Origin of the sequence: Streptomyces cyaneochromogenes (assembly GCF_003963535.1) — a bacterium.
Taxonomy (GTDB): domain Bacteria; phylum Actinomycetota; class Actinomycetes; order Streptomycetales; family Streptomycetaceae; genus Streptomyces; species Streptomyces shaanxiensis.
In genome coordinates this window covers 6,593,480-6,613,691 of the sequence record NZ_CP034539.1, presented here as the reverse complement: position 1 = coordinate 6,613,691, position 20,212 = coordinate 6,593,480, and the positions used below count along the sequence as shown (strand labels likewise).

The 20,212-nt window shown below is 68.0% G+C and carries 16 protein-coding genes and 2 pseudogenes; 8 read left to right on the top strand and 10 right to left on the bottom strand.

Features of this window, described 5'->3' with window-relative positions; translation table 11 throughout:
- Positions 1-90 precede the first annotated feature (90 nt).
- A complete protein-coding gene (locus EJ357_RS50290; RefSeq protein ID WP_267132811.1) occupies positions 91-216 on the bottom strand; it encodes a hypothetical protein in 126 nt (41 codons plus the stop codon).
- A 327-nt stretch (positions 217-543) separates the two neighbouring features.
- Between EJ357_RS50290 and EJ357_RS30225 the strand changes: the two genes are divergently transcribed.
- The 7 genes from EJ357_RS30225 to EJ357_RS30195 all read left to right on the top strand — a co-directional run bounded on the left by EJ357_RS30225 (position 544) and on the right by EJ357_RS30195 (position 8,186).
- A complete protein-coding gene (locus EJ357_RS30225; RefSeq protein ID WP_228472653.1) occupies positions 544-969 on the top strand; it encodes a thioesterase II family protein in 426 nt (141 codons plus the stop codon).
- Between the two features lie 106 nt (positions 970-1,075).
- Positions 1,076-1,585 carry a DinB family protein gene (locus EJ357_RS30220; protein WP_126394832.1) on the top strand — a complete coding sequence of 170 codons (510 nt, stop codon included), beginning with the start codon at positions 1,076-1,078 and terminating at the stop codon, positions 1,583-1,585.
- Positions 1,586-1,962: 377 nt separating this feature from the next.
- The gene (locus tag EJ357_RS30215; protein ID WP_126394830.1) at positions 1,963-3,783 is read left to right on the top strand and encodes an ABC transporter substrate-binding protein; all 1,821 of its coding nucleotides are present in this window, start codon (positions 1,963-1,965) and stop codon (positions 3,781-3,783) included.
- A gap of 6 nt (positions 3,784-3,789) precedes the next feature.
- Entirely contained in the window at positions 3,790-4,842 is a 1,053-nt protein-coding gene (locus EJ357_RS30210) for an ABC transporter permease (RefSeq protein WP_126394828.1), read from the top strand.
- The gene (locus tag EJ357_RS30205) at positions 4,839-5,771 is read left to right on the top strand and encodes an ABC transporter permease (RefSeq protein ID WP_126394826.1); all 933 of its coding nucleotides are present in this window, start codon (positions 4,839-4,841) and stop codon (positions 5,769-5,771) included. The genes EJ357_RS30210 and EJ357_RS30205 overlap by 4 nt, the downstream gene beginning before the upstream one ends.
- 46 nt (positions 5,772-5,817) lie before the next feature.
- Positions 5,818-6,792, top strand: a complete 975-nt coding sequence (locus tag EJ357_RS30200) for an ABC transporter ATP-binding protein (RefSeq protein ID WP_126394824.1) — start codon at positions 5,818-5,820, stop codon at positions 6,790-6,792.
- Positions 6,793-7,208: 416 nt separating this feature from the next.
- Positions 7,209-8,186, top strand: a complete 978-nt coding sequence (locus EJ357_RS30195; RefSeq protein WP_126394823.1) for an ABC transporter ATP-binding protein — start codon at positions 7,209-7,211, stop codon at positions 8,184-8,186.
- A 93-nt stretch (positions 8,187-8,279) separates the two neighbouring features.
- On the opposite strand, the gene EJ357_RS30190 is transcribed toward EJ357_RS30195, so the two are convergent.
- From EJ357_RS30190 to typA, 6 genes are all read right to left on the bottom strand, one after another.
- The gene (locus EJ357_RS30190) at positions 8,280-9,425 is read right to left on the bottom strand and encodes an ABC transporter ATP-binding protein (RefSeq protein WP_126394821.1); all 1,146 of its coding nucleotides are present in this window, start codon (positions 9,423-9,425) and stop codon (positions 8,280-8,282) included.
- A 25-nt stretch (positions 9,426-9,450) separates the two neighbouring features.
- Positions 9,451-10,512 carry an ABC transporter ATP-binding protein gene (locus EJ357_RS30185; RefSeq protein WP_126394819.1) on the bottom strand — a complete coding sequence of 354 codons (1,062 nt, stop codon included), beginning with the start codon at positions 10,510-10,512 and terminating at the stop codon, positions 9,451-9,453.
- Between the two features lie 10 nt (positions 10,513-10,522).
- Positions 10,523-11,500, bottom strand: coding sequence for an ABC transporter permease (locus EJ357_RS30180; RefSeq protein ID WP_126394818.1), 978 nt, complete (start codon positions 11,498-11,500; stop codon positions 10,523-10,525).
- A gap of 112 nt (positions 11,501-11,612) precedes the next feature.
- Complete coding sequence (locus tag EJ357_RS30175) at positions 11,613-13,412, bottom strand: ABC transporter substrate-binding protein (RefSeq protein ID WP_126394816.1); 1,800 nt, start codon at positions 13,410-13,412, stop codon at positions 11,613-11,615.
- A 117-nt stretch (positions 13,413-13,529) separates the two neighbouring features.
- Entirely contained in the window at positions 13,530-14,561 is a 1,032-nt protein-coding gene (locus tag EJ357_RS30170) for an ABC transporter permease (RefSeq protein WP_126394814.1), read from the bottom strand.
- 863 nt (positions 14,562-15,424) lie between these two features.
- Positions 15,425-17,332 carry a translational GTPase TypA gene (gene typA, locus EJ357_RS30165; RefSeq protein ID WP_126394813.1) on the bottom strand — a complete coding sequence of 636 codons (1,908 nt, stop codon included), beginning with the start codon at positions 17,330-17,332 and terminating at the stop codon, positions 15,425-15,427.
- Positions 17,333-18,308: 976 nt separating this feature from the next.
- Between typA and EJ357_RS30160 the strand changes: the two are divergent.
- Positions 18,309-18,423: pseudogene (locus EJ357_RS30160) on the top strand (IS5/IS1182 family transposase); the annotation flags it as partial.
- 198 nt (positions 18,424-18,621) lie between these two features.
- Here EJ357_RS30160 and EJ357_RS30155 read toward each other — a convergent pair.
- The 3 genes and pseudogenes from EJ357_RS30155 to EJ357_RS48500 form a co-directional block, all read right to left on the bottom strand.
- Positions 18,622-19,089, bottom strand: a complete 468-nt coding sequence (locus tag EJ357_RS30155; protein ID WP_126394811.1) for a hypothetical protein — start codon at positions 19,087-19,089, stop codon at positions 18,622-18,624.
- A 91-nt stretch (positions 19,090-19,180) separates the two neighbouring features.
- A pseudogene (locus tag EJ357_RS30150) lies at positions 19,181-19,689 on the bottom strand (transposase).
- A 38-nt stretch (positions 19,690-19,727) separates the two neighbouring features.
- A complete protein-coding gene (locus EJ357_RS48500; protein WP_175647578.1) occupies positions 19,728-19,904 on the bottom strand; it encodes a hypothetical protein in 177 nt (58 codons plus the stop codon).
- Positions 19,905-20,212: the final 308 nt, after the last annotated feature.

The following is a 20,212-nucleotide window of genomic DNA, read 5'->3' as shown; positions in this document are numbered from 1 at the left end:
CCAATATCAACCCATAAGGTGCGCAACGCATGAGCACGCCCCCCTTTTGGGGTGGCGAGGAGGCTCAGGGCCTGTCCGGGCCGCCGCGGGTCAGGCGGCGCCCGCCTCGCGGCCCGGGCGGTGGGCCCGGCCGACCACGGCCGCGACCTCCGCGCGGGAGGAGACCTGGAGCTTCTTGCGGCCGACCGTCGCCGAACTCGCCGAAGAACTCGACAACCACCCGGCCGCGCCGACCGGCCGCTGAGGACACAGGAGGACACCCCGACATGAGCCTCAACCAGCCGGTGCCCTCCGAGGACATCGATCTGGAGGCGGTCGACCTGACCGACTCCCCCCTGTACGGGGCGGGCGACCCGCACTCGATATGGAACGCCATGCGCCACCGCGACCCGGTGCGCTGGCAGCAGATCGACGACACCCTCGGTTTCTGGTCGGTGACCAAGTTCGAGGACGCCGACCTCGTGCTGCGCGGCCACACGCTGTTCACGTCCCAGCGGGGCACCATGCTCTTGCGGGTCGGCGCTGCCGGGCTACGAGACGGCGGTGCGGCTGCTGGAGCGGGGCCATCCGATGCCGGCCCGGCTGTTCATCTCCTCGCAGGTCGCCCCGCACCGCGGCCCGCACGGCCGCTTCCTGGAGATGACGGACGCCGAACTGGCCGAGGAGGTCCATCAGTTGATCGTGGAGCTCGGCGGCACACCGCGCCCCGACCTGGTGGAGCTGAGCCTGGAGATCCTGCGCGCGGACGTGGAGACCAACAAGCGGTACCACCCGGCCGAGCCGACCCGGCTGCCCTGCCCGATCACGGCGCTGGGCTGGGACCAGGACGTGGAGGTCGACCACCGGCTGATGGACTCGTGGGCGGACTGTGGCGAAACAACGTTCCGCCTGCTGGAGGGGCCCCACTACCGTTTCATGGAGGCCCCGGACGATCTGCTCGACGCCTTCGTCACGGACCTGACCGTCTGACCCGACCGTCCGATCCGACCGTACGACCCGACCGTCCGCCCTCGCCCCGCCCGGCGGCCCGCCCTGCCGACCGCCGGCTCCGTACCTCCGAAAGGCACACGCACTCATGACCACGGTGCGCACCGACACCCCCGACGCGTGGGACGAGCGTTCCACGCTGACCACGTTCCTCGACTACGCGCGGGCCACAGTGGCCGCGAAGTGCGAGGGGCTGTCCGACGAGGACGCCCGCAAGGCACCGCTGCCGGGTTCCCCCCTGATGAGCATCGCCGGGCTCGTCAGTCATGTGCGCTGGGTCGAGTACTACTGGCTGCGCGTGGTGTTCCTGGGCGAGGAGGACCATCACCCGGCCACCGAGGAGGATCCCGACCGCGAGATGCGGATCGCCCTCGACGTCCCCCTGGCCAAGCTGCTGCAGGAGTACGAGGACCAGTCCGCCGAACTGCGCGAACTGGTCGCGAAAACCCCCCTGGACTCCGTCGCCGCCCAGCCCGTCCGCGACGGCGTCCACGTGACCATGCGCTGGGTCCTGAACCACCTCATCGAGGAGACCGCCCGCCACAACGGCCACCTCGACATCCTCCGCGAACTGGCGGACGGCACCACCGGCATGTGACGCGACGCGCCGGAGTTCGAGCGGCGAACGCACCCGCCCTTCGCCGCTCGACTCCGCGCCACTGTCAGTGCGTTGAGCCGGCGTCACCCGCATGGTCGATCCCCGGAGCGAGATCCTGATCCGCCGTGGAGAACCGGAGCACGCGCAGTGTGCTGTGGGGTGGGTCTGCGGTATCCGGTACGCGTCGCCGTCGCGCTGCCCGACCGTCAGGGATTGACCAGGTGCTCGTCACCGGTATGGACCACTGGCTGTCTCAATCTCATCACTTCGTTGTTTCCGCAGGCCACATGGGGTTTCATGCGCCGTCGGCGCGCGCAGTAAAGCGCTGACAGTCCAACCAGCCCTCCCTGTGCAAGCGATGACGTGAGGTCACGATCATGAGCACTCAAAAGCAGCACAGCAGAGCGCGGCGCCTCCTCGCGGCCGGAGCCGCCGTCCTGACGCTGTCGGCCGGACTCGCGCCGCAGCAGGCCGTGGCGGCGGACGGCGACAAGGTCCTCACCGTCGCGGTCGCACAGAGTGTCGACTCACTGAGCCCCTTCCTGGCGGCGCGGCTCCTCAGCACGAGCATCCACCGGCTGATGTACGAGTACCTCACGAACTACGACCCGGGGGACGCCCGTGCCGTCCCGGCCCTGGCGACCGAGTGGAAGTCGTCGCCGGACAAGCTGACCTGGACGTACACCATCCGCTCCGACTCCAAGTGGTCGGACGGACAGCAGGCCACCGCCGAGGACGCGGCGTGGACGTTCAACAAGATGATGACCGACGAGGCCGCGGCCACCGCCAACGGCAGCTTCGTCGCCAACTTCCGGAAGGTGACGGCCCCGAGCCCCACCGAGCTGGTCATCGAGCTGAAGAAACCGCAGGCCACGATGACGGCACTGGACGTGCCGATCGTGCCGAAGCACGTCTGGGAGAAGGTCGGCGACTTCTCGAAGTTCAACAACGACAAGGACTTCCCCGTGGTCGGGAACGGGCCGTTCGTCCTCACCGACTACAAGCCCGACAGCTATGTGCGGCTCAAGGCCAACAAGGACTTCTGGCGCGGCGCGCCGAAGTTCGACGAGCTGGTCTTCCGCTACTACAAGGACCAGGACGCCGCGGTCGCCGCCCTGCGCAAGGGCGAGGTCTCCTTCGTCGCCGGCGCCCCCGCGCTGACGCCCGCTCAGGCGGCCTCCCTCAAGGGCGAGAAGAACATCCACGTCAACGACGCCCCCGGCCGCCGCTTCTACGCCCTCGCCGTCAACCCCGGGGCGAAGGCCAGGAACGGGCAGAAGATCGGTGACGGCCACCCCTCCCTGCTGGACCAGCGGGTGCGGCACGCCCTGTTCACGGCGGTCGACCGCAAGACCATCATCGACAAGGTGTTCCAGGGGTACGCGGTGCAGGGCGAGGGGTACATCCCGCCGCGGTTCTCCTCCTACTTCTGGAAGCCGGCGGACGGGCAGGAACTCGCCTACGACCCCGCAAAGGCCGGACAACTTCTCGACCAGGCGGGTTACAAGAAGAACGGCGACGGCAAGCGGGTCGGCAAGGACGGCAAGCCGATCAACTACCGCATCCTGTGCCACGCCACCGACTCCAACGACAAGGCCATAGGGCAGTACCTCCAGGAGTGGTGGGGCGAGCTCGGCATCGGCGTGACCCTCAACTGCCTGGACAACGTCAGCGACCCCTGGCTCGCCGGCACCTACGACCTCGCCTTCGACGGCTGGTCCGTCAACCCCGACCCGGACTTCGTGCTGTCGATCCACACATGCGGCGCGCTGCCCGCGACCCCGAAGGACACGGGCGCGACCGACAACTTCATCTGCGACAAGCGGTACGACGACCTGTACGCCAAGCAGCTCGCCGAGTACGACCCGGCCAAACGGGCGGACATCGTCAAGCAGATGGAGTCGCGGCTGTACGACCTCGGGTACATGAACGTCATGGCGTACCCGAACGCGGTCGAGGCCTACCGCACGGACCAGATCAAGTCGATCACGACGATGCCCGCGAAGGCGGGCAACATCTACGGGCAGGACGGCTACTGGAGTTGGTGGTCGGCGACCCCGGCGGACTCGGACGGCTCCTCCGACGACTCCGGCTCGACGGGTGTGGTCATCGGGGTCGTCGCCGGTGCCGCCGTCCTCGTCGGTGCGGGTGTGTTCTTCGCTCTGCGCCGCCGGGCGACCGCCGAGGACCGCGAGTAGCCGCGCATGACCGCCGACGCACCCTCCGCCGCGGCCGTCAAGGCCGCCGCGCCCGCGGTCCGGGGACCGCGGGCGCGCACCGGCACGCGCTATCTGCGGTACGGCGCCGGCAAGGTGGGCGGCGCCGCCGTCTCCCTGCTCGCCGTCCTCGTCACCGGGTTCTTCCTGTTCCGGCTGATTCCAGGCGACCCCGTCAAGACCATGACCGGCGGCCGCCCCATCTCCGAGGAGCAACTCGCCGCCTACCGCCGGGAGTTCGGGCTCGACCTGCCGCTGTGGGAGCAGTTCACCGACTACTGCGGCAAGGCGCTCACCGGGGATCTCGGGACGTCGTACCAGTTCCGGGCGCCCGTCATCGACAAGATCTCCGAGGCGCTGCCCAACACCCTGCTGCTCACCGGCACCGCGTTCGTCCTGTACACGGTGCTCGGCATCGTGCTGGGCACCCGCTCGGCCTGGCGCCACGGCGGGCTCGGCGACCGCCTGAACACCGGTCTGGCGCTGACTCTTTACTCGATCCCGTCGTTCTGGCTGGGCTTGCTGCTGATCATCGTGTTCTCGGTGGGGATCGGCCCGATTCCCGGGCTGTTCCCGACCGGTGGCATGGAGTCGGGCAGTGAGGAGGGCTTCGCGTACGTCCTCGACGTCGCCCACCATCTGATCCTGCCCGTCGTCACGCTGGTCGCGGTCGAGTACGGCCAGACCCTGCTGGTGGCCCGCTCGGCGCTGCTGGACGAGATGGGCAGCGACTATCTGACGACGGCCCGCGCCAAGGGCCTCAGGGACGACCTGGTCCGGCGCCGGCACGCCGTGCCGAACGCGCTGCTGCCGACGGTGACGCTGGTCTTCGTCAATCTGGGCCGGACGGTCGCCGGCGTGATCCTGGTCGAGACGGTGTTCTCCTGGCCGGGGCTCGGCGGGCTGTTCTACCAGGCGCTGAGTGTGCCCGATCTGCCGCTGGTGCAAGGCCTGTTCCTCTTCTTCGCGGCGGCGGTGATCGTCATGAACACCCTGGCCGACCTGGTCTATCCGCTGCTCGACCCCCGGGTGGGCCGATGACGACCGAGACCGCGAAGGGCGATGCCGGGGCGCGGACGGCCGGTCCGCGCGCGCTCGCCCGGCAGCGGCGGCGCCAGTCCGTCGTACGTTTCTGGAAGCAGTACCGCACCCATCGGGCGGGCCTGGCGGGGCTGATCGCGCTCGCCCTGTTCGCGCTGCTCGCGCTGACCGCCCCGCTCACGTTCGGCTCCGACGTGGCCGGCGTGACCGGGGCGCCGGGGCAGCCGATGGAGAGCCCGAGCGCCGAGTTCCCGCTGGGGACCGACCGGTTCGGACGGGATCTGCTGGGCCTGCTGGTGTGGGGCTCGCGGGTGTCGCTGCTGGTCGGGCTGCTCGCGGCCGCGCTGTCGGTGGCGATCGGTACGACGGTCGGGATCACCGCGGGGCACTTCAAGGGGGCGTACGCCACCGTGCTGATGCGGATCACCGACTGGTTCCTGGTGATGCCGACCCTGGTCCTCGCCATCGCGCTGGCCACGGTGCTGCCCCGCTCGCTGGGCACGGTCGTCCTGGCGATCGGCGTGACCTCCTGGCCGACCACGGCCCGGCTGGTGCGGGCGCAGACACTGGCGGTGGAGTCACGGCCGTACATCGAACGCGCGAAGGCGCTCGGCGGCGGGCACTGGCACGTCATGTCCCGGCATGTGCTGCCCAATGTGATGCCGCTGGTGCTCGCCCAGACGACGCTGATGATCTCGTCCTCCATCCTCGCCGAGGCGACCCTCGCCTTCCTGGGGGTGAGCGACCCGAACGTCGTGTCGTGGGGCGGGCTGCTCCAGGACGCGCGGGAGGCGGGGGCGGTCAGCTCCGGGAACTGGTGGTACCTGGTGCCGCCGGGCATCGCGATCGCGGTGGTGGCGCTGGCGTTCACGCTGTGCGGGCGCGCCGTGGAGTCCGTGCTGAACCCCAGGCTGGGGGTGGGGCGTTGAGGCTGCTCGCGAAGACCACCCTCAACCCCGCACCGGAGGTGACCCCTTGAGCCTGCTCGACGTCAGAAACCTCACGGTGACCTACGCCGGCGGTGCGGCCGCCGTGCGGGGCGTCGACCTGACGGTGGGGGCCGGGCAGAAGCTCGGCATCGCGGGCGAGTCGGGCTGCGGCAAGTCCACGCTCGCCCTCGCCCTGCTGCGGCTGCTGCCGACCGGGACCCGGATCGGCGGGGAGGTCCTGCTGGACGGCGAGGACGTCCTCACCATGAAGTGGGGCCGGGTGCGCGCGGTGCGCTGGGCCGGGGCCTCCATCGTCTTCCAGGGCGCGATGCACTCGCTCAACGCCGTGCACCGCGTCGGAGACCAGATCGCCGAGCCGATCCTGCTGCACGGCAAGGCGACCCCGGCGGGCGCCAGGAAGCGGGCCGGCGAGCTCCTGGAGCACGTGGGGCTCCCCGCGGCACGGGCGTCGGCGTATCCGCACGAACTCTCCGGCGGCCAGCGCCAGCGCGTCATGATCGCCATGGCACTGGCCTGCGACCCCCGTCTGATCGTCGCCGACGAGCCGACCACCGCCCTGGACGTGATGATCCAGGCGCAGATCCTCCGCCTCATCGAACAGCTCGTCGCGGAGCAGGAGTTGGGGCTGATCGCGATCAGCCACGACCTGGCGGTCCTCGCCGACACCTGCGACCGGCTGGCGGTGATGTACGCGGGCCGAGTGGTCGAGGAGGGCCCGGCGCGCAAGGTCTACGAGGACGCCCGGCACCCCTACGGCAAGGCGCTGTCGGAGGCGTTCCCGAGGATCGGCGACCCGGCGTCGCGGTTCGCGCCGCGCGGCCTGCCAGGCGATCCGCCGGACCCGTCCGCCGTGCCCTGCGGGTGCGCCTTCCATCCGCGCTGCCCGGTCGCGCTGGAGTCCTGCGCGGTGGACGACCAGGAGCTGCGTGCGGCCGACGAGGACCGGCGGGCGGCCTGTGTGCACGTGCCGGCGACGCGGGACGCGAGGAGCGGATCATGACCCTCCTGAGCGCACAGGCCCTGCGACTCTCCGCCCCCGACCGACACAGCACCCCCACCGCCCCCACCGTGGACGGCAGCCATCGACCGCAGCCCCGGCCACACCAACCGACGACGCCGGACGCGGGGAGCACACCATGACCCCCCTGAGCGCACAGGCCCTGCGACTCTCCGGCCCCGACCGACACAGCACCCCCACCGCCCACACCGTGGACGGCAGCCACCGACCGCAGCCCCGGCCACACCAACCAAGGACGCCGGACGCGGGGAGCACACCATGACCCCCCTGAGCGCACAGGCCCTGCGACTCTCCGCCCCCGACCGACACAGCACCCCCACCGCCCACACCGTGGACGGCAGCCATCGACCGCAGCCCCGGCCACACCAACCGACGACGCCGGACGCGGGGAGCACACCATGACCCTCCTGAGCGCACAAGGCCTGCACGTCACCTATCCCGGCCGGCACGGCGCCCCGCCCGCCCGCGCGGTGGACGGCGTCGAACTCGACATCGGCGCCGGGGAGATCGTGGCGCTGGTCGGCGAGTCCGGCTGCGGCAAGACGACGCTGGCCCGCGCCCTGCTCGGCTTGGAGCCGCCGACACAGGGGCGGGTCGTCTTCGACGGCGAACGACTGCGGTACTCCTCACGGGCCCTGAAGGCGTACCGGCGGCGCGTCCAGTTGGTCCTGCAGGACCCGACGGGGTCGCTGAACCCACGGCACACGGTGTACGACGCGGTGGCGGAGGGCCTGCGGATCCACGGCCACGGCGGCGACGAGCGCACGGCGGTGGCCGAGGCCTTGTCCCGGGCCGGACTGCGGCCCCCGGAGCGCTTCTTCCTGCGCTATCCGCACGAACTCTCCGGCGGTCAGCGCCAACGCGTGGTCATCGCGGGCGCGTTGGTCCTCCAACCCGAACTCCTCGTCGCAGACGAGCCGGTGGCCTCCCTGGACGCCTCCGTACGCGGCGAGATCCTCGCCCTGCTGCTGCGGCTGCGCACCGACCTGGGCCTGTCGGCGCTGGTGGTGACGCACGACCTGGGGCTGGCGTGGAACATCGCGGACCGGGTGGCGGTGATGTACCTGGGCCGGATCGTGGAGACAGGGGACGTGGAGCAGGTGCTCACGGCGCCCCGGCACCCGTACACCCAGGCCCTGTTGTCGGTCCTCCCGGAGGCACCGGGCGATCCGGTGGTCCTGACCGGCGAACCTCCGGACCCGACCCGCATCCCCTCCGGATGCCGTTTCCACGCCCGCTGCCAGGTGCTGGCGGGCGGGGAGGCGGACCGGGCGGGCGTGGCCGACGCCTGCCGGAACGAGGATCCGGAGGTGCTGGGCGGGGGTGCGCGGGCGCAGGTGGCGTGTCACTGGGCACGGACGCGGATCACCGCGTGACGCCCGCGCACGGGCAGTCGGTCCGCCGCCACACACGAAGACCGGGGGCGGGAGAGTCCTCTCCCGCCCCCGGTCCCATGGTGACTCGGCCGGTCAGCCCTTCGAGACCGCCGTGTCGCCGTCGGCGTTGTCCTCCAGGGCCTTCAGACCCTGGTCCAGTACGACGTCCTCGCCACGGTCCGCGGTGGTGGGCTCCTCCGGGAAGTGACACGCCGTCAGGTGCCCCGGCTTGCTGCCCTCGATACGCAGCAGCGGCGGCTCCTGCGTCGCGCACTTGTCCTGCGCCTTCCAGCAGCGCGTACGGAACCGGCAGCCGGACGGCGGGCTGATCGGGGAGGGCACGTCGCCCGCGAGGCGGATCCGCTCCCGCTTGGCCGCGTCGATGTCCGCGTCCGGCACCGCCGACAGCAGCGCGTGCGTGTAGGGGTGACGGGGCCGGTTGTAGAGCGAGTCGCGGTCCGCGATCTCCACGATCTTGCCGAGGTACATCACCGCGACGCGCTGCGAGAAGTGGCGCACGATCGCCAGGTCGTGGGCGATGAAGACGAAGGCGATGCCCATCTCCCGCTGCACCTCCTGCAGCAGGTTCACCACCTGGGCCTGGATCGACACGTCGAGGGCCGAGACCGGCTCGTCCGCGATGATCAGCTTCGGCTCCAGCGCGACGGCGCGCGCGACACCGATGCGCTGGCGCTGGCCGCCGGAGAACTCGTGCGGGAAGCGGTTGTAGTGTTCCGGGTTGAGACCGACGATCTCCAGGAGCTCGCGGACCCGCTTCTCACGGCCGCCGGGCGGGTTGATCCCGTTGATCTCCATCGGGCCCGAGATGATCTTGCCGACCGTCTGCCGCGGGTTCAGCGCGGTGTACGGGTCCTGGAAGATCATCTGGATCTCGGACCTGATCGGCGCCAGCTTCGACCGGCTGGCGTGACTGATGTCCCGCCCCTTGTACTCGATGGTGCCCTCGGTCGGCTCGTACAGCCGGGTCAGCAGTCGCCCGGTCGTCGACTTGCCGCAGCCGGACTCGCCGACCAGGCCGAGGCTCTCGCCCGGGTAGACCTCCAGGTCGACGCCGTCGACGGCCTTCACATGGCCGACGGTCCGACGGATCGGGAAGCCGCCTTTGATCGGGAAGTGTTTCTTCAGGCCGCTGACCCGAAGGAGCGGTGCGCTGTCCTCGTCCCGCTGCTGCGGGATCGCGTCGGCGACCGCCGTCGTGGTGTTGCTGTTGTCGCTCATGGTGATGCCCCAGTCCCGGTTTGGCTCAGCCCAGCCGGGGCTGAATCGTCTCGATGAACAGCTGCTGCCGCTGGTCCCCCGTCAGGTGACACGCGGCGGCCCGCCCTGGGGCGAGCAGCGGCCGCTCACTGGAGCAACGGCCTCCAGGAACCTCTTCTTTGAAGCCGCACCGCGGGTGGAAGGCACAACCCGAGGGCGGGTTGAGCAGCGAGGGGGGCGATCCGGGGATCGGCACCAGCGGCTCGTCGACATCGGACGTGAGCCTGGGCATCGATCCCAGCAGGCCCCAGGTGTACGGGTGCTGAGGCGCCTTGAGCACCTCGCGCACCGTGCCCCGCTCGACCGCGCGGCCCGCGTACATCACGAGGATGTCGTCGGCCATGTTGGCGACCACGCCGAGGTCGTGGGTGATCATGATGATGGCGGAGCCGAACTCCTGCTGCAGATCCTTGAGCAGGTCGAGGATCTGCGCCTGCACCGTTACGTCGAGCGCCGTGGTGGGCTCGTCGGCGATGAGCAGGTCAGGGTCGCAGGCGAGTGCCATCGCGATCATGGCGCGCTGCCGCATACCGCCGGAGAACTGGTGCGGATAGTCGTCGACCCGCTGCTGCGGGTGCGGGATGCCGACCTTCTCGAGCAGGTCGATGGCGCGCACGCGGGCGTCCCGCTTGGAGGCCCCGGTGTGCTTCATGAACGGCTCGCCGATCTGGCGGCCGACCGTGTAGTACGGCGACAGCGCGGTCAGCGCGTCCTGGAAGATCATCGCCATCTTCTTGCCGCGCAGCGTCTCCAGCTGCTTCTCGCCGGCGTCGGTCAGCTCCTGACCGTCCAGCGTGATCGACCCGTCGATGGCGGTGGTCTTGCGGTTGTGCAGGCCGAGTACGGCGAGGTTGGTCACGGACTTGCCGGAGCCGGACTCACCGACGATGCCGAGGGTCTTGCCGCGCTCCAGGTCGAAGGAGAGCCCGTCCACCGCCTTGACGACGCCGTCCTCGGTGGAGAAGTGGACCTTGAGGTCACGTACCGAGAGAAAGGCCCGCTCCGCGGCGGTGGCCGCGGCCTCTTCGGGCTTGGTCTGAGTGGTCACGGTGGTTCTCCTAGGACAGCCGCACGCGCGGGTCGATGACGGCGTACAGGGCGTCCACGATCAGGTTGAAGACGATGATGAGCGCGGCGCTGATCAGCATGACGCCCATGAGCATCGGAAGGTCCTTGTTGGTGACGGACTCGAGCGCGAGCCGGCCGAGACCGGCCAGGCCGAACGTGAACTCCGTCACCATGCCTCCGGCCAGGAGACTCGACAGGTCAATGCCGAGGATGGTGACGATGGGGATGAGGGAGCCGCGCCAGGCGTAGCGGAAGAAGACGAAGTTGCTCGACATGCCCTTGGCGCGGGCCGCCTTCACATGCTCTTCCTGCAGTTGCTCGATCATCGAGGAGCGCGCCATACGCGTGTAGTTGGCGGTGAAGATGGTCGCCATGACGACCCAGGGGATCAACAGGCCCATGAACCAGCCGCCGAGGTCCTCGGAGATCGGCACGTACTTCGGCTTGTCGAGCCAGCCGGTGCTGTAGACCAGGGCGAGCAGCACGAGCGGGCCGAGGAAGTAGATCTGCATGGAGCTGATGACCAGCGAGCCCGAGCTGAACACCTTGTCGATCCAGGTGCCGCGGTACTTGGCGGCCAGCAGACCGGCGCCGAGGCCGAGGGTGAGGAAGACCAGCAGGCTGCCGACGGTCAGCGAGATGGTCAGCGGGAAGCGGTCGAGGATCGTGTCCCAGACGTTCTGGTTGTTGGCGAAGGAGACGCCGAAGCAGGGGGCGTCGCAGTGGCCGACGGCGAAGTCCCGGCCGACGAATATGCCGACGAGGAAGTTCCAGTACTGAACGGGGACGGGCGAGTCGAGGCCGAGGTTCTTGTGGATGATCGCCAGCGCGTCCGGAGTGCAGTTCTTGCCACAGGCCAGCAAAGCCGGGTCCTGCGGAATGGCGAAGAACATGAAGAACGTGAACGCACTGATCAACAGCAAAATCAGCGCCGCGCCGAACGTCCGGCGAACGAGGAATTGAAGCATGGCAGGCAGCTGCTCTCAGGACGGCGGCAGTCGATGGGAAAGTCTGGGGGAACCGGGCCCCGGTGGTGGGCGCTCCGCCACGCGCCCACCACCGGATTGCCGACGAAGCGGGTTACTTCTTCAGGAAGACCCGGGTGACGTCCACGTAGCTCGAGTCGGAGCTGTAGCGGATGCCGCCGATGTTCGAACCGAAGATCTGGAAGACCTTGGTGTAGTAGATCGGGGCGGCCGGGTTGACCTTCTCGCTGATGTACTTGTTCAGCGCGTCCCACGCCTTGGTGGCCTGGTCGGTGTCCGTGATCTTCACGATGCGGGCGATCTCGGAGTTGACGTGCTCGTCGTTGATGTGCGAGTAGTTCGACGCGCCGTCCTGGATCTGGGTGCCGTCGTACAGCGGCGGGAAGACCGTCGCCGCGGACGACCAGTCCTGACCCCAGCCGGTCATGTACAGGTCGTAGCCGTTCTTGACCTTACCGACCTGCTCGTACCAGGTGGCGGAGTCGATCTCCTTCTTCTGGATGTCGAGACCGATCTTCTCCAGCGCATCGGCGATCAGGACGGCCTGCTGCTGACGGACCGGCGTGTTGCCGTAGGCGTAGACGAGCTTCTTGCCCTTGAAGCCGCCTTCCTCGATCAGCTTCTTGGCGGCCTCGATGTCACCGTTGGGCTTCTTGGCGCGGTTGAACGGGTCGTACTTCTCGTCGTAGCCCGGAGTGGTGGGCGACATCAGCGAGTTGGCGACCTCACCGCCGTAGGCACCACCGTCGGCCTTGAAGACCGAGGTGGCCGGCAGGGCCAGCGTGATGGCGTCACGGAGCTTCTTGTCCTTGACGCGGTCCAGGTTGAAGTTGAGCTGCCACACGTAGGGCGCGTAGCCCTCGATGGTGCGCTTGCCCAGGACGCTCTTGTCGCCCACGACGGCCTGGAGCTGCGTGGTGGCGACCTGACCCGTGAACATCATCGCGTTCTTGGCGTCGCCCTGGTCGGCGAGGAGGGTCTTGGTCTGGTCCTCGTCGTCGTGGTTCATCTCGATGTCGAAGCCGTCGACGTACTGGTGACGCACCGAGTCGGACTTCGGGTCCCACTGGGTGTTCTTGACGAGCTTCATCGACTTGCCCGGCTTGAAGTCGGCGATCTTGTACGGGCCGGTCGCGACCGGGTCCGTGTCGTACTTCTCCTTGGTGTCCGTCTCCTCCGGGACGACGCTGTAACCGGGCATGGTCAGCATCTGCGGGAGGTCGGGCTGCGCGTCCTTGAAGTGGAAGACAACCGTCTTCTCGTCCGGCGTCTCCAGGACACTGTCGGGCAGGTGCTTGCCCTTGTCCGGGCCCGCGTAGGCGTCGCGGTAGGTGGTGCCGGAGCCGGACAGCCACTGCTGCAGGTACGACGGGCCGTCGGTGATGTACGTCGAGTACAGGCGCTCGACCGAGTGGCGGATGTCCGCCGAGTTGATCGGGTTGCCGTTCTCGTCCTTCAGGCCGGGCTTCAGGGTGTAGGTCCAGGTCTTGCCGCCGTCGGAGACCTTGCCCGCGTCGGTGGCGAGGTCGCCCACGACGGTCAGGTTGCCCTTGTCGTCCTCGGCGTACTGGGTCAGACCGCGGTAGATGAGGCGGCTGAGCAGCTTTCCGTCCGAGACGTAGATCTGGCCCGGGTCCAGGTGGGAGAAGTCCGCCTCCTGGTAGACGATCGCGGTACCGCCCGCCTTGGCACCGGGGACCTCGGCAGCGGGGCCGGTGGACGCCTTCTCATCGCCGATCTGCACCGGCTTGGACTGCGACTTGGCGTCCTCCTTGCTCTTGCTGTTGTCCTCCGCCGAGCTGCCGCCGCCGCCACCGCAGGCGGTGAGGGTCAGGGCTCCGGCGGCAACCGCGACAAGCGCGGCCGTTGTGGTGCGGTTACGGAAGATGCTCATGGAGTGGAATCCACCTGCCTGTGAGTAGTGAGCATTGCTGTAGCTGGCCGGAGCCGGGCCGTGGGGACCGAAGCCGACGTGGGCAAGAGCGTGGCCTGCCCGTGAGTGGGGGGACCCTCAGCGACCCGTCTTGGGATCGAAGGCATCCCGCACCGAGTCACCGAGAAGGTTGAAGGCCACGACGAAGACCACCATGGCCACGCCGGGGAAGAGCATGTAGTACGGGTCCTGCTCGATGTAGCGCGCGCCGATGGCGAACATCCGCCCCCAGTCCGGGGTGGGTTCGACGTATCCCACGCCCACGAAGGAGAGGAAGGCGATGCTGAGGATGGTGCTCGGCAGCGTGAGCGTGAACTGCACCAGCACCGGAGTGACGATGTTGGGGAACAGCTCCTTGCGGATGATCCGCCAGGGCGAGGCCCCGGAGATCCGCGCCGCCTCGATGAACTCCCGGTCCCGCAGGGACAGGGTGGCGGCCCGGATCAGCCGCGCCATGCTCATCCAGCCCAGGAAGGACAGGACGATGATGATCGCGCAGGTGCGCACATAGGTGGGTGTCTCCTCGTCCGGAGCGACGAACACCGTGGTGATGACGGGCATCGCGGCGACGAAGAAGAGCTGGTTGGGCAGAGCCATGAAGAAGTCGGTGATCCGGCCGAGCCAGTAGTCGGACTTCCCGCCGAAGTAGCCTCCCGCGAGGCCGATCAGCACACCGACCACGGTCATCAGCACCGTCGCGGCCAGCGCCGTGAGCAGCGAGGTCCGGATGCCGTACAGGAGCTGGGTGAAGACATCCCGGCCCAGGACCGGTTCGATGCCGAACCAGAACTCCCCGGTCATGCCGCCGGCAGGCCCCGCCGGCATGGTGAACATGTCCAGTAGTTCCGGCCGCTCCTGCCCGTAGAGCGTGTACGGGTCCTTGCCGTACACCATCGAGATCAGCGGCGCCGCGGCTGCGATGACGAAGAAGAACAGGACGACGACGGCGGAGATCACACCGGTGCGGTCGCGCTTGAAGCGACCCCACATCAACTGCCCGGGGCTGCGGCCCTCAAGCTTCTTCGACTCCTTGGCGCCTTCCTGCGGGGCGCTCTCCTTGTCCACGAGAGAAGGGGTCTCGGCACCCTCGAGCTCGATTGGACTCGTCATGATTCGTCCATTTCACAGATGTTGGAGGTCGTCGGGACCACACAGTGTTCGACGACCGTCGCACGGCGTACGTCTTTCGCAGCGCGCGAGGAGAACAACGGCTGGGGGCGAGCCCCCGGGGGAACCTGGCTCGCGATCGGCACTGACCGGCCGACGGATCGGTCCGTCAGGGGAGTTCGCGACGCCTGATGACCGTCGCGACCGCCGAATCGGGACTCGCACCTGCGGGGCCTACATCTGCCATCCGGGACGACGCGACCCATATGGCGCTTGTGGCACCTCGCATGGGTTCCTCCTCATGAATCCGCTTGTTCACCGCAAAGGGGAGCAGACGACACCTCCAGGCCCCTTCATTGGTGCCGGAGTTCGTCACGTGCCCCCACGCTCGCGAGTCCGCGCCCCGTCAGCGCGTAACCCGTTCATCCGAGCTCTACGCGCCTAACTATCTGCTATCGGCCAGGGGACGAACCACACTCTTGAGGTCTCGGTTCGATCACAGATAGGGGCTAGGTCTTCCAAAATCCGGACAAAGGGTTTGAGGAGAGATCGCTGCGAAACGGACTTGTTACACATCTATCGGGGGGTAGCGTCCGAATACCGGACGTCCTGCGCCGGAAAAACAGTTGCCGAGCGCACACCGTCGGTGCTTGGGTGCCCCGACCGTTCGAGCGCGCTGCTCCCGGGCATGTCGGCACGTTGCTTCCGGGCAGGTTAATGGGATCCGCCCCACCGAACGGGGCCTCACAGCGAATTCAAGGGTTTTCCCTACGTCCCTTTGGATCCCTTCGCTCCAGTCGCTCCATCTTCTGCAAAACGGCACCGGGCGCCCCTCGGCGGGGCGCCCGGTGCCGTCAGCGCTAGGGTCAGCCGTGCTTGGCGCGGCTCGCGGCGCGGGCGCGCTCGCGGGCGTCCAGGTTCACCTTGCGGATGCGGACCGCCTCCGGGGTCACCTCGACGCACTCGTCGTCGCGGCAGAACTCCAGGGACTGCTCCAGCGACAGCTTGCGCGGCGGGACGATCGACTCGGCCACATCAGCCGTGGACGACCGCATGTTGGTGAGCTTCTTCTCCTTGGTGATGTTGACGTCCATGTCGTCGGCGCGCGAGTTCTCGCCGACGATCATGCCCTCGTACACCTCGGTGCCGGGCTCGACGAACAGCACGCCGCGCTCCTGGAGGTTGGTCATCGCGAACGCGGTGACGGCACCGGAGCGGTCGGCGACCAGCGAGCCGTTGTTACGGGTCTGGAGCGTGCCGAACCAGGGCTCGTGGCCCTCGTGGATGGAGTGGCCGATGCCGGTGCCGCGGGTCTGGGTCAGGAACTCGGTCCGGAAACCGATCAGACCGCGCGACGGGACGACGAACTCCATGCGCACCCACCCGGAGCCGTGGTTGGACATGTTGTCCATACGACCCTTGCGGACGCCCATCAGCTGCGTGACGGCGCCCATGTGCTCCTCGGGCACGTCGATGGTCATGCGCTCGACGGGCTCGTAGACCTTGCCGTCGACGTCCTTCGTGACGACCTGCGGCTTGCCGATGGTCAGCTCGAAGCCCTCGCGGCGCATCTGCTCGACCAGGATGGCCAGCGCCAGCTCACCACGGCCCTGCACCTCCCAGGCGTCCGGACGCTCGGTGTCGAGCACACGGAGGGAGACGTTACCGATCAGCTCGCGGTCCAGGCGGTCCTTCACCTGACGGGCGGTGACCTTGCGGTCCTTGACGGCCGCCTTCGCGTCGGCGCCCTTGCCGGTGCCGCCGCGGCCGACCAGCGGGGAGGTGTTGGTGCCGATGACCATGGAGATCGCGGGCTCGTCGACCGTGATCAGGGGCAGCGGGACGGGGTTCTCGGTGTCGGCGAGGGTCTCGCCGATCATGATGTCGGGGATACCGGCGACGGCACAGATGTCACCGGGCCCGGCCACCTCCGCCGGCTTGCGGGTCAGTGCCTCGGTCATCATCAGCTCGCTGATGCGGACGTTGGTGACGGAGCCGTCACGCTTCATCCAGGCGACGGTCTGCCCCTTCTTCAGCTCGCCCTGGTGCACGCGCAGCAGCGCGATACGGCCGAGGAAGTTGTCGGCGTCGAGGTTGGTGACGTGGGCCTGGAGCGGGGCGTCCTCGTCGAAGGTCGGGGCCGGGATGTGCTCCAGGATGGTGGAGAAGAACGGCTCCAGGCTGGTGGAGTCGGCGGGCACGGTCCCGTCGTCCGGCTTGGTGAGGGACGCGATGCCGTCACGGCCGCAGGCGTAGACGATCGGGAACTCGATCTGCTCCTCGTCGGCGTCCAGGTCGAGGAAGAGGTCGTAGGTCTCGTTGACGACCTCGTCGATACGGGCGTCCGGCCGGTCCGTCTTGTTGATACAGAGGATGATCGGCAGCCGGGCCTGGAGGGCCTTGCGCAGCACGAAGCGGGTCTGCGGGAGCGGGCCCTCGGAGGCGTCGACGAGCAGGACGACACCGTCGACCATCGACAGACCGCGCTCGACCTCGCCGCCGAAGTCGGCGTGGCCGGGGGTGTCGATGATGTTGATGGTGATGACGTCCCCCCCGTCCTTCGGGTGGTACTTCACCGCCGTGTTCTTGGCCAGGATCGTGATGCCCTTCTCACGCTCCAGGTCGTTCGAGTCCATCATGCGGTCGTCGACGGAGTCGAGCTGGTGCGCGGCGAAGGCACCGGCCTGCTTCAGCATGCCGTCGACGATGGTGGTCTTGCCGTGGTCGACGTGGGCGACGATGGCGACGTTGCGGATGTCGTGGCGCGTGGCCATATTGCGGCGTACTCCCGGAGTGGTGAGGACGGCTCTCGCGTACGTCTGTGTTACGCGGGCCCTGCCGGGCTGAACGTGCCACGGCCTTACCCCATGGTACGGGGCCGCTGCCACTGGGGCTTGGCGGGATACGTCGGTGCAGGTCAGAGGGGTTATCGCCCCCGCCGCCCCTACCCTTCCCGTCTTTCTGGGGCTCCGCCCCGCTCATTTTTCCAGATGTCGGTTAGCGGGCATGCTCCAAACATGCCTTCACCAGCGCAAACGTCACCCTGACCGCCGCTTCCGTCGCCCAGAGCTGCTCACGGGCCGTGAGTACCTGCCTGTGTCGCAGGACAGCTCTGGGCGTCAACGGTCCGTGACCGAACAGCACGACGACAACGCAAGAGCGAGAGCCGGCCATGACATGCGTTCCATCGTCCGCGACCTGGCGGCGGCGGAGCACGTGAACCGGTCGGCCGTCCGTTCACGAGTGATCACCTGCGGACGTTGTCGCTCCGTCCCGCATACGGCGGGTACCGCAAGCACACGCCCACCTCGGCCTCGGCCAGTAACATGTCCGCCGCTGGACCTCCTGGCACCGGCACGTCACCCGCGCGATGCTCGCCTTGGCCTTCCTGACCATCCAGCGCGCCCGCTACCCCGACCCGGAACCCGAATCCGCAGCCGATCTCCCCGGGCAGCCCGTCGGTCTGGACCCTGCAGACGAAGGGGCACAGGTGACAGCGGGAAGGGGCGCCTTCCGCTGATCCGGCTGACCGCGCCGGCACTCGCCACGCTCCTCGCGCGGCCACCGCCCTGATTCACCCACCACAGCAACGCGTACAGCTCCAGCAGCACCACTGGCGGGCCCTGCACCAGACCCGGCCACCGTCAGCCACTACAACTGGCGCGGCGACCCCCTGCCCACCCGCCCTCCGCCCCCCGACGACAACCTGAGCAGAACCGTTCACAACCTCAAGATCTGAGGCTGTAATACCTGTTCGTGCTGCACACCAGGATCTCCTGGGAACAACTGCTGCAGGAACTCGGCCTTCGGCTCGGGCGTGGCCTGCTGGCGCCGCTTGGCCGAGTGGACCGAGGCCGAGGTGTGGCCCGGCTGCACGAAGTCCCCTTTACCCTAAGCGAAAGCGCGAGGTTAGGCGGGGAGGGGAGTCTCCTGACAGGAGCTGACAGCCACACATACGAGAAGAGCCAGTACCTGACATAGGGTCAGATACTGGCTCTTCCTCACGGAATGTTGGGGCACTGCGTTCCGCGACTGGAGTGCGGCGAAGAGTGGGCGGCTACGCCTAGCTGAGGGAGTACTTGATTATCCAAGTCATCTTCTTCCTGTTAGCAGGCACTTTGCCGCATTTCAGGGTCGTCGTGTTTACGGCCTGAAGAGCTCCACACTTGACGTTCGTGATGGGGGTCTTGGCGCCGTTGTTCAAAGACGCGATCTGCCAAACACCATCTACGTCATGGCACGGTTTCAGGCTTACGGGCTTGTCCTTCCCCTTCTGGGCCATGCACAGAACCCCCCACTCTCCACCGGGGCTTTCGCTGAAGTTTACGTACTGGTGACTTCCGTAATTTTGCCACTGGAACGCGTTCTTCTTCTTGCAAGTGCCCAGCGTGAGATTCTTGCCCCGGCCATGACCTTGGACGCACTTGCCGTTGTACTGGTTCACGATGTACCAGCGGCCGCCGTCATCGGCCCGCGCGGTCGATGCGGGCCCAGTAATGGTCACGCCGATAGCGAGCGCCGACGTGGCCATTCCGGCGATGATTCTGGTCTTACTCAATGCATCCCCCGATGCTTTTTGTGAGGGGTGGAAACGTCATGCGAGCTCCATACTGCCGATAAGCTCAATGAGAGTCACGGGTCTTGAGATACATTTGAGCTCCAATGGCGCACCGGAGCAGTTGTCCAGTCGTAGGTGCGCTGTCCCTTGGAGCCCGCGCCCTGGCTGCGGCGCTCCAACTTCTCTTCTCGCACACTGTGGCGTAGTGCAGCAGGTCACCGACCGCCGCGACCTTCGGGAGGGACGGCTTGCCCGGCGGACCGGTCAGCGGCAGGGTGACCGGCACCGCGAGCACGTAGCAGATCCTCCGCTCATGGAGCCAGGACCTGAGAGCGGGGTCCTCGCCGTAGTCCGCGTCTGCGACCACCCAGGAAAACGGCATCGAGCTGGCCTCCACGCCGGTCAGCATGGCGATGCCCAGCTGCGGCTTGGTGGCGAAGGCGTCGGAGTCGGGCACCCCGGCCGCCTGGCACCTTTCACGGTCGCGTGTCCATGACCCCGGCAGGTACAGGCGCCGGTAACCCCGCAGTGCTGGTGGGCGACCCCGACGGACTTGTCACCCTTCTTGATCACCTGGGTGTCGTCCAACACCAGCGTCGCCTTCGGATCCCTCAACTCCCGGACCACGTCCCCTGCACCTCGGCCAGCAACGCGTCCGCATCCCAGGATGCCTCGCCGAGGAACTTCTGGATCCGGTGCGGGGCGGCATGCCCGGCCCGCTCGACCATCGTCCAGCCGTTCTTGCGGCCCAGGTCCAACAGCAGCCCGTCGATGAGATCCGAGAACACCTCCCGCGGCTCAGCCGGGCGAACAGATGCCCCAATCCATCCGTCAGAGCGGCCAGTTTCTCCGCCCAGCCCCCGACGTGCTCCGCGCTCACGTCCATCAGCATGACCGGACAACGGTCAGCACCGATCACCAGTCACATGATCTGAGGCTGTAGTACGAGGCAGTCAAGACAGAGATCTTCGAGCGACAGCGGTATCCACTGCTTACCCGTGAGCGCTGATAAGCCCATCCATGAATAGGACCCGGTATCCCCTCGCTACTGCTGGGCGGATACCGGGTCCTTTTCTGCGTTCTAGGCTTCGATGGC

Bases quoted from the DNA above. Each gene is read 5' to 3' on its own strand.
- EJ357_RS30220 (WP_126394832.1), top strand. From the start codon at position 1,076: ATGACCACGGTGCGCACCGACACCCCCGACGCGTGGGACGAGCGTTCC.
- EJ357_RS30215 (WP_126394830.1), top strand. From the start codon at position 1,963: ATGAGCACTCAAAAGCAGCACAGCAGAGCGCGGCGCCTCCTCGCGGCC.
- EJ357_RS30210 (WP_126394828.1), top strand. From the start codon at position 3,790: ATGACCGCCGACGCACCCTCCGCCGCGGCCGTCAAGGCCGCCGCGCCC.
- EJ357_RS30205 (WP_126394826.1), top strand. From the start codon at position 4,839: ATGACGACCGAGACCGCGAAGGGCGATGCCGGGGCGCGGACGGCCGGT.
- EJ357_RS30195 (WP_126394823.1), top strand. From the start codon at position 7,209: ATGACCCTCCTGAGCGCACAAGGCCTGCACGTCACCTATCCCGGCCGG.
- EJ357_RS30190 (WP_126394821.1), bottom strand. From the start codon at position 9,425: ATGAGCGACAACAGCAACACCACGACGGCGGTCGCCGACGCGATCCCG.
- EJ357_RS30180 (WP_126394818.1), bottom strand. From the start codon at position 11,500: ATGCTTCAATTCCTCGTTCGCCGGACGTTCGGCGCGGCGCTGATTTTG.
- EJ357_RS30175 (WP_126394816.1), bottom strand. From the start codon at position 13,412: ATGAGCATCTTCCGTAACCGCACCACAACGGCCGCGCTTGTCGCGGTT.
- EJ357_RS30170 (WP_126394814.1), bottom strand. From the start codon at position 14,561: ATGACGAGTCCAATCGAGCTCGAGGGTGCCGAGACCCCTTCTCTCGTG.
- typA (WP_126394813.1), bottom strand. From the start codon at position 17,332: ATGGCCACGCGCCACGACATCCGCAACGTCGCCATCGTCGCCCACGTC.
- EJ357_RS30155 (WP_126394811.1), bottom strand. From the start codon at position 19,089: ATGGCCACGTCGGCGCTCGCTATCGGCGTGACCATTACTGGGCCCGCA.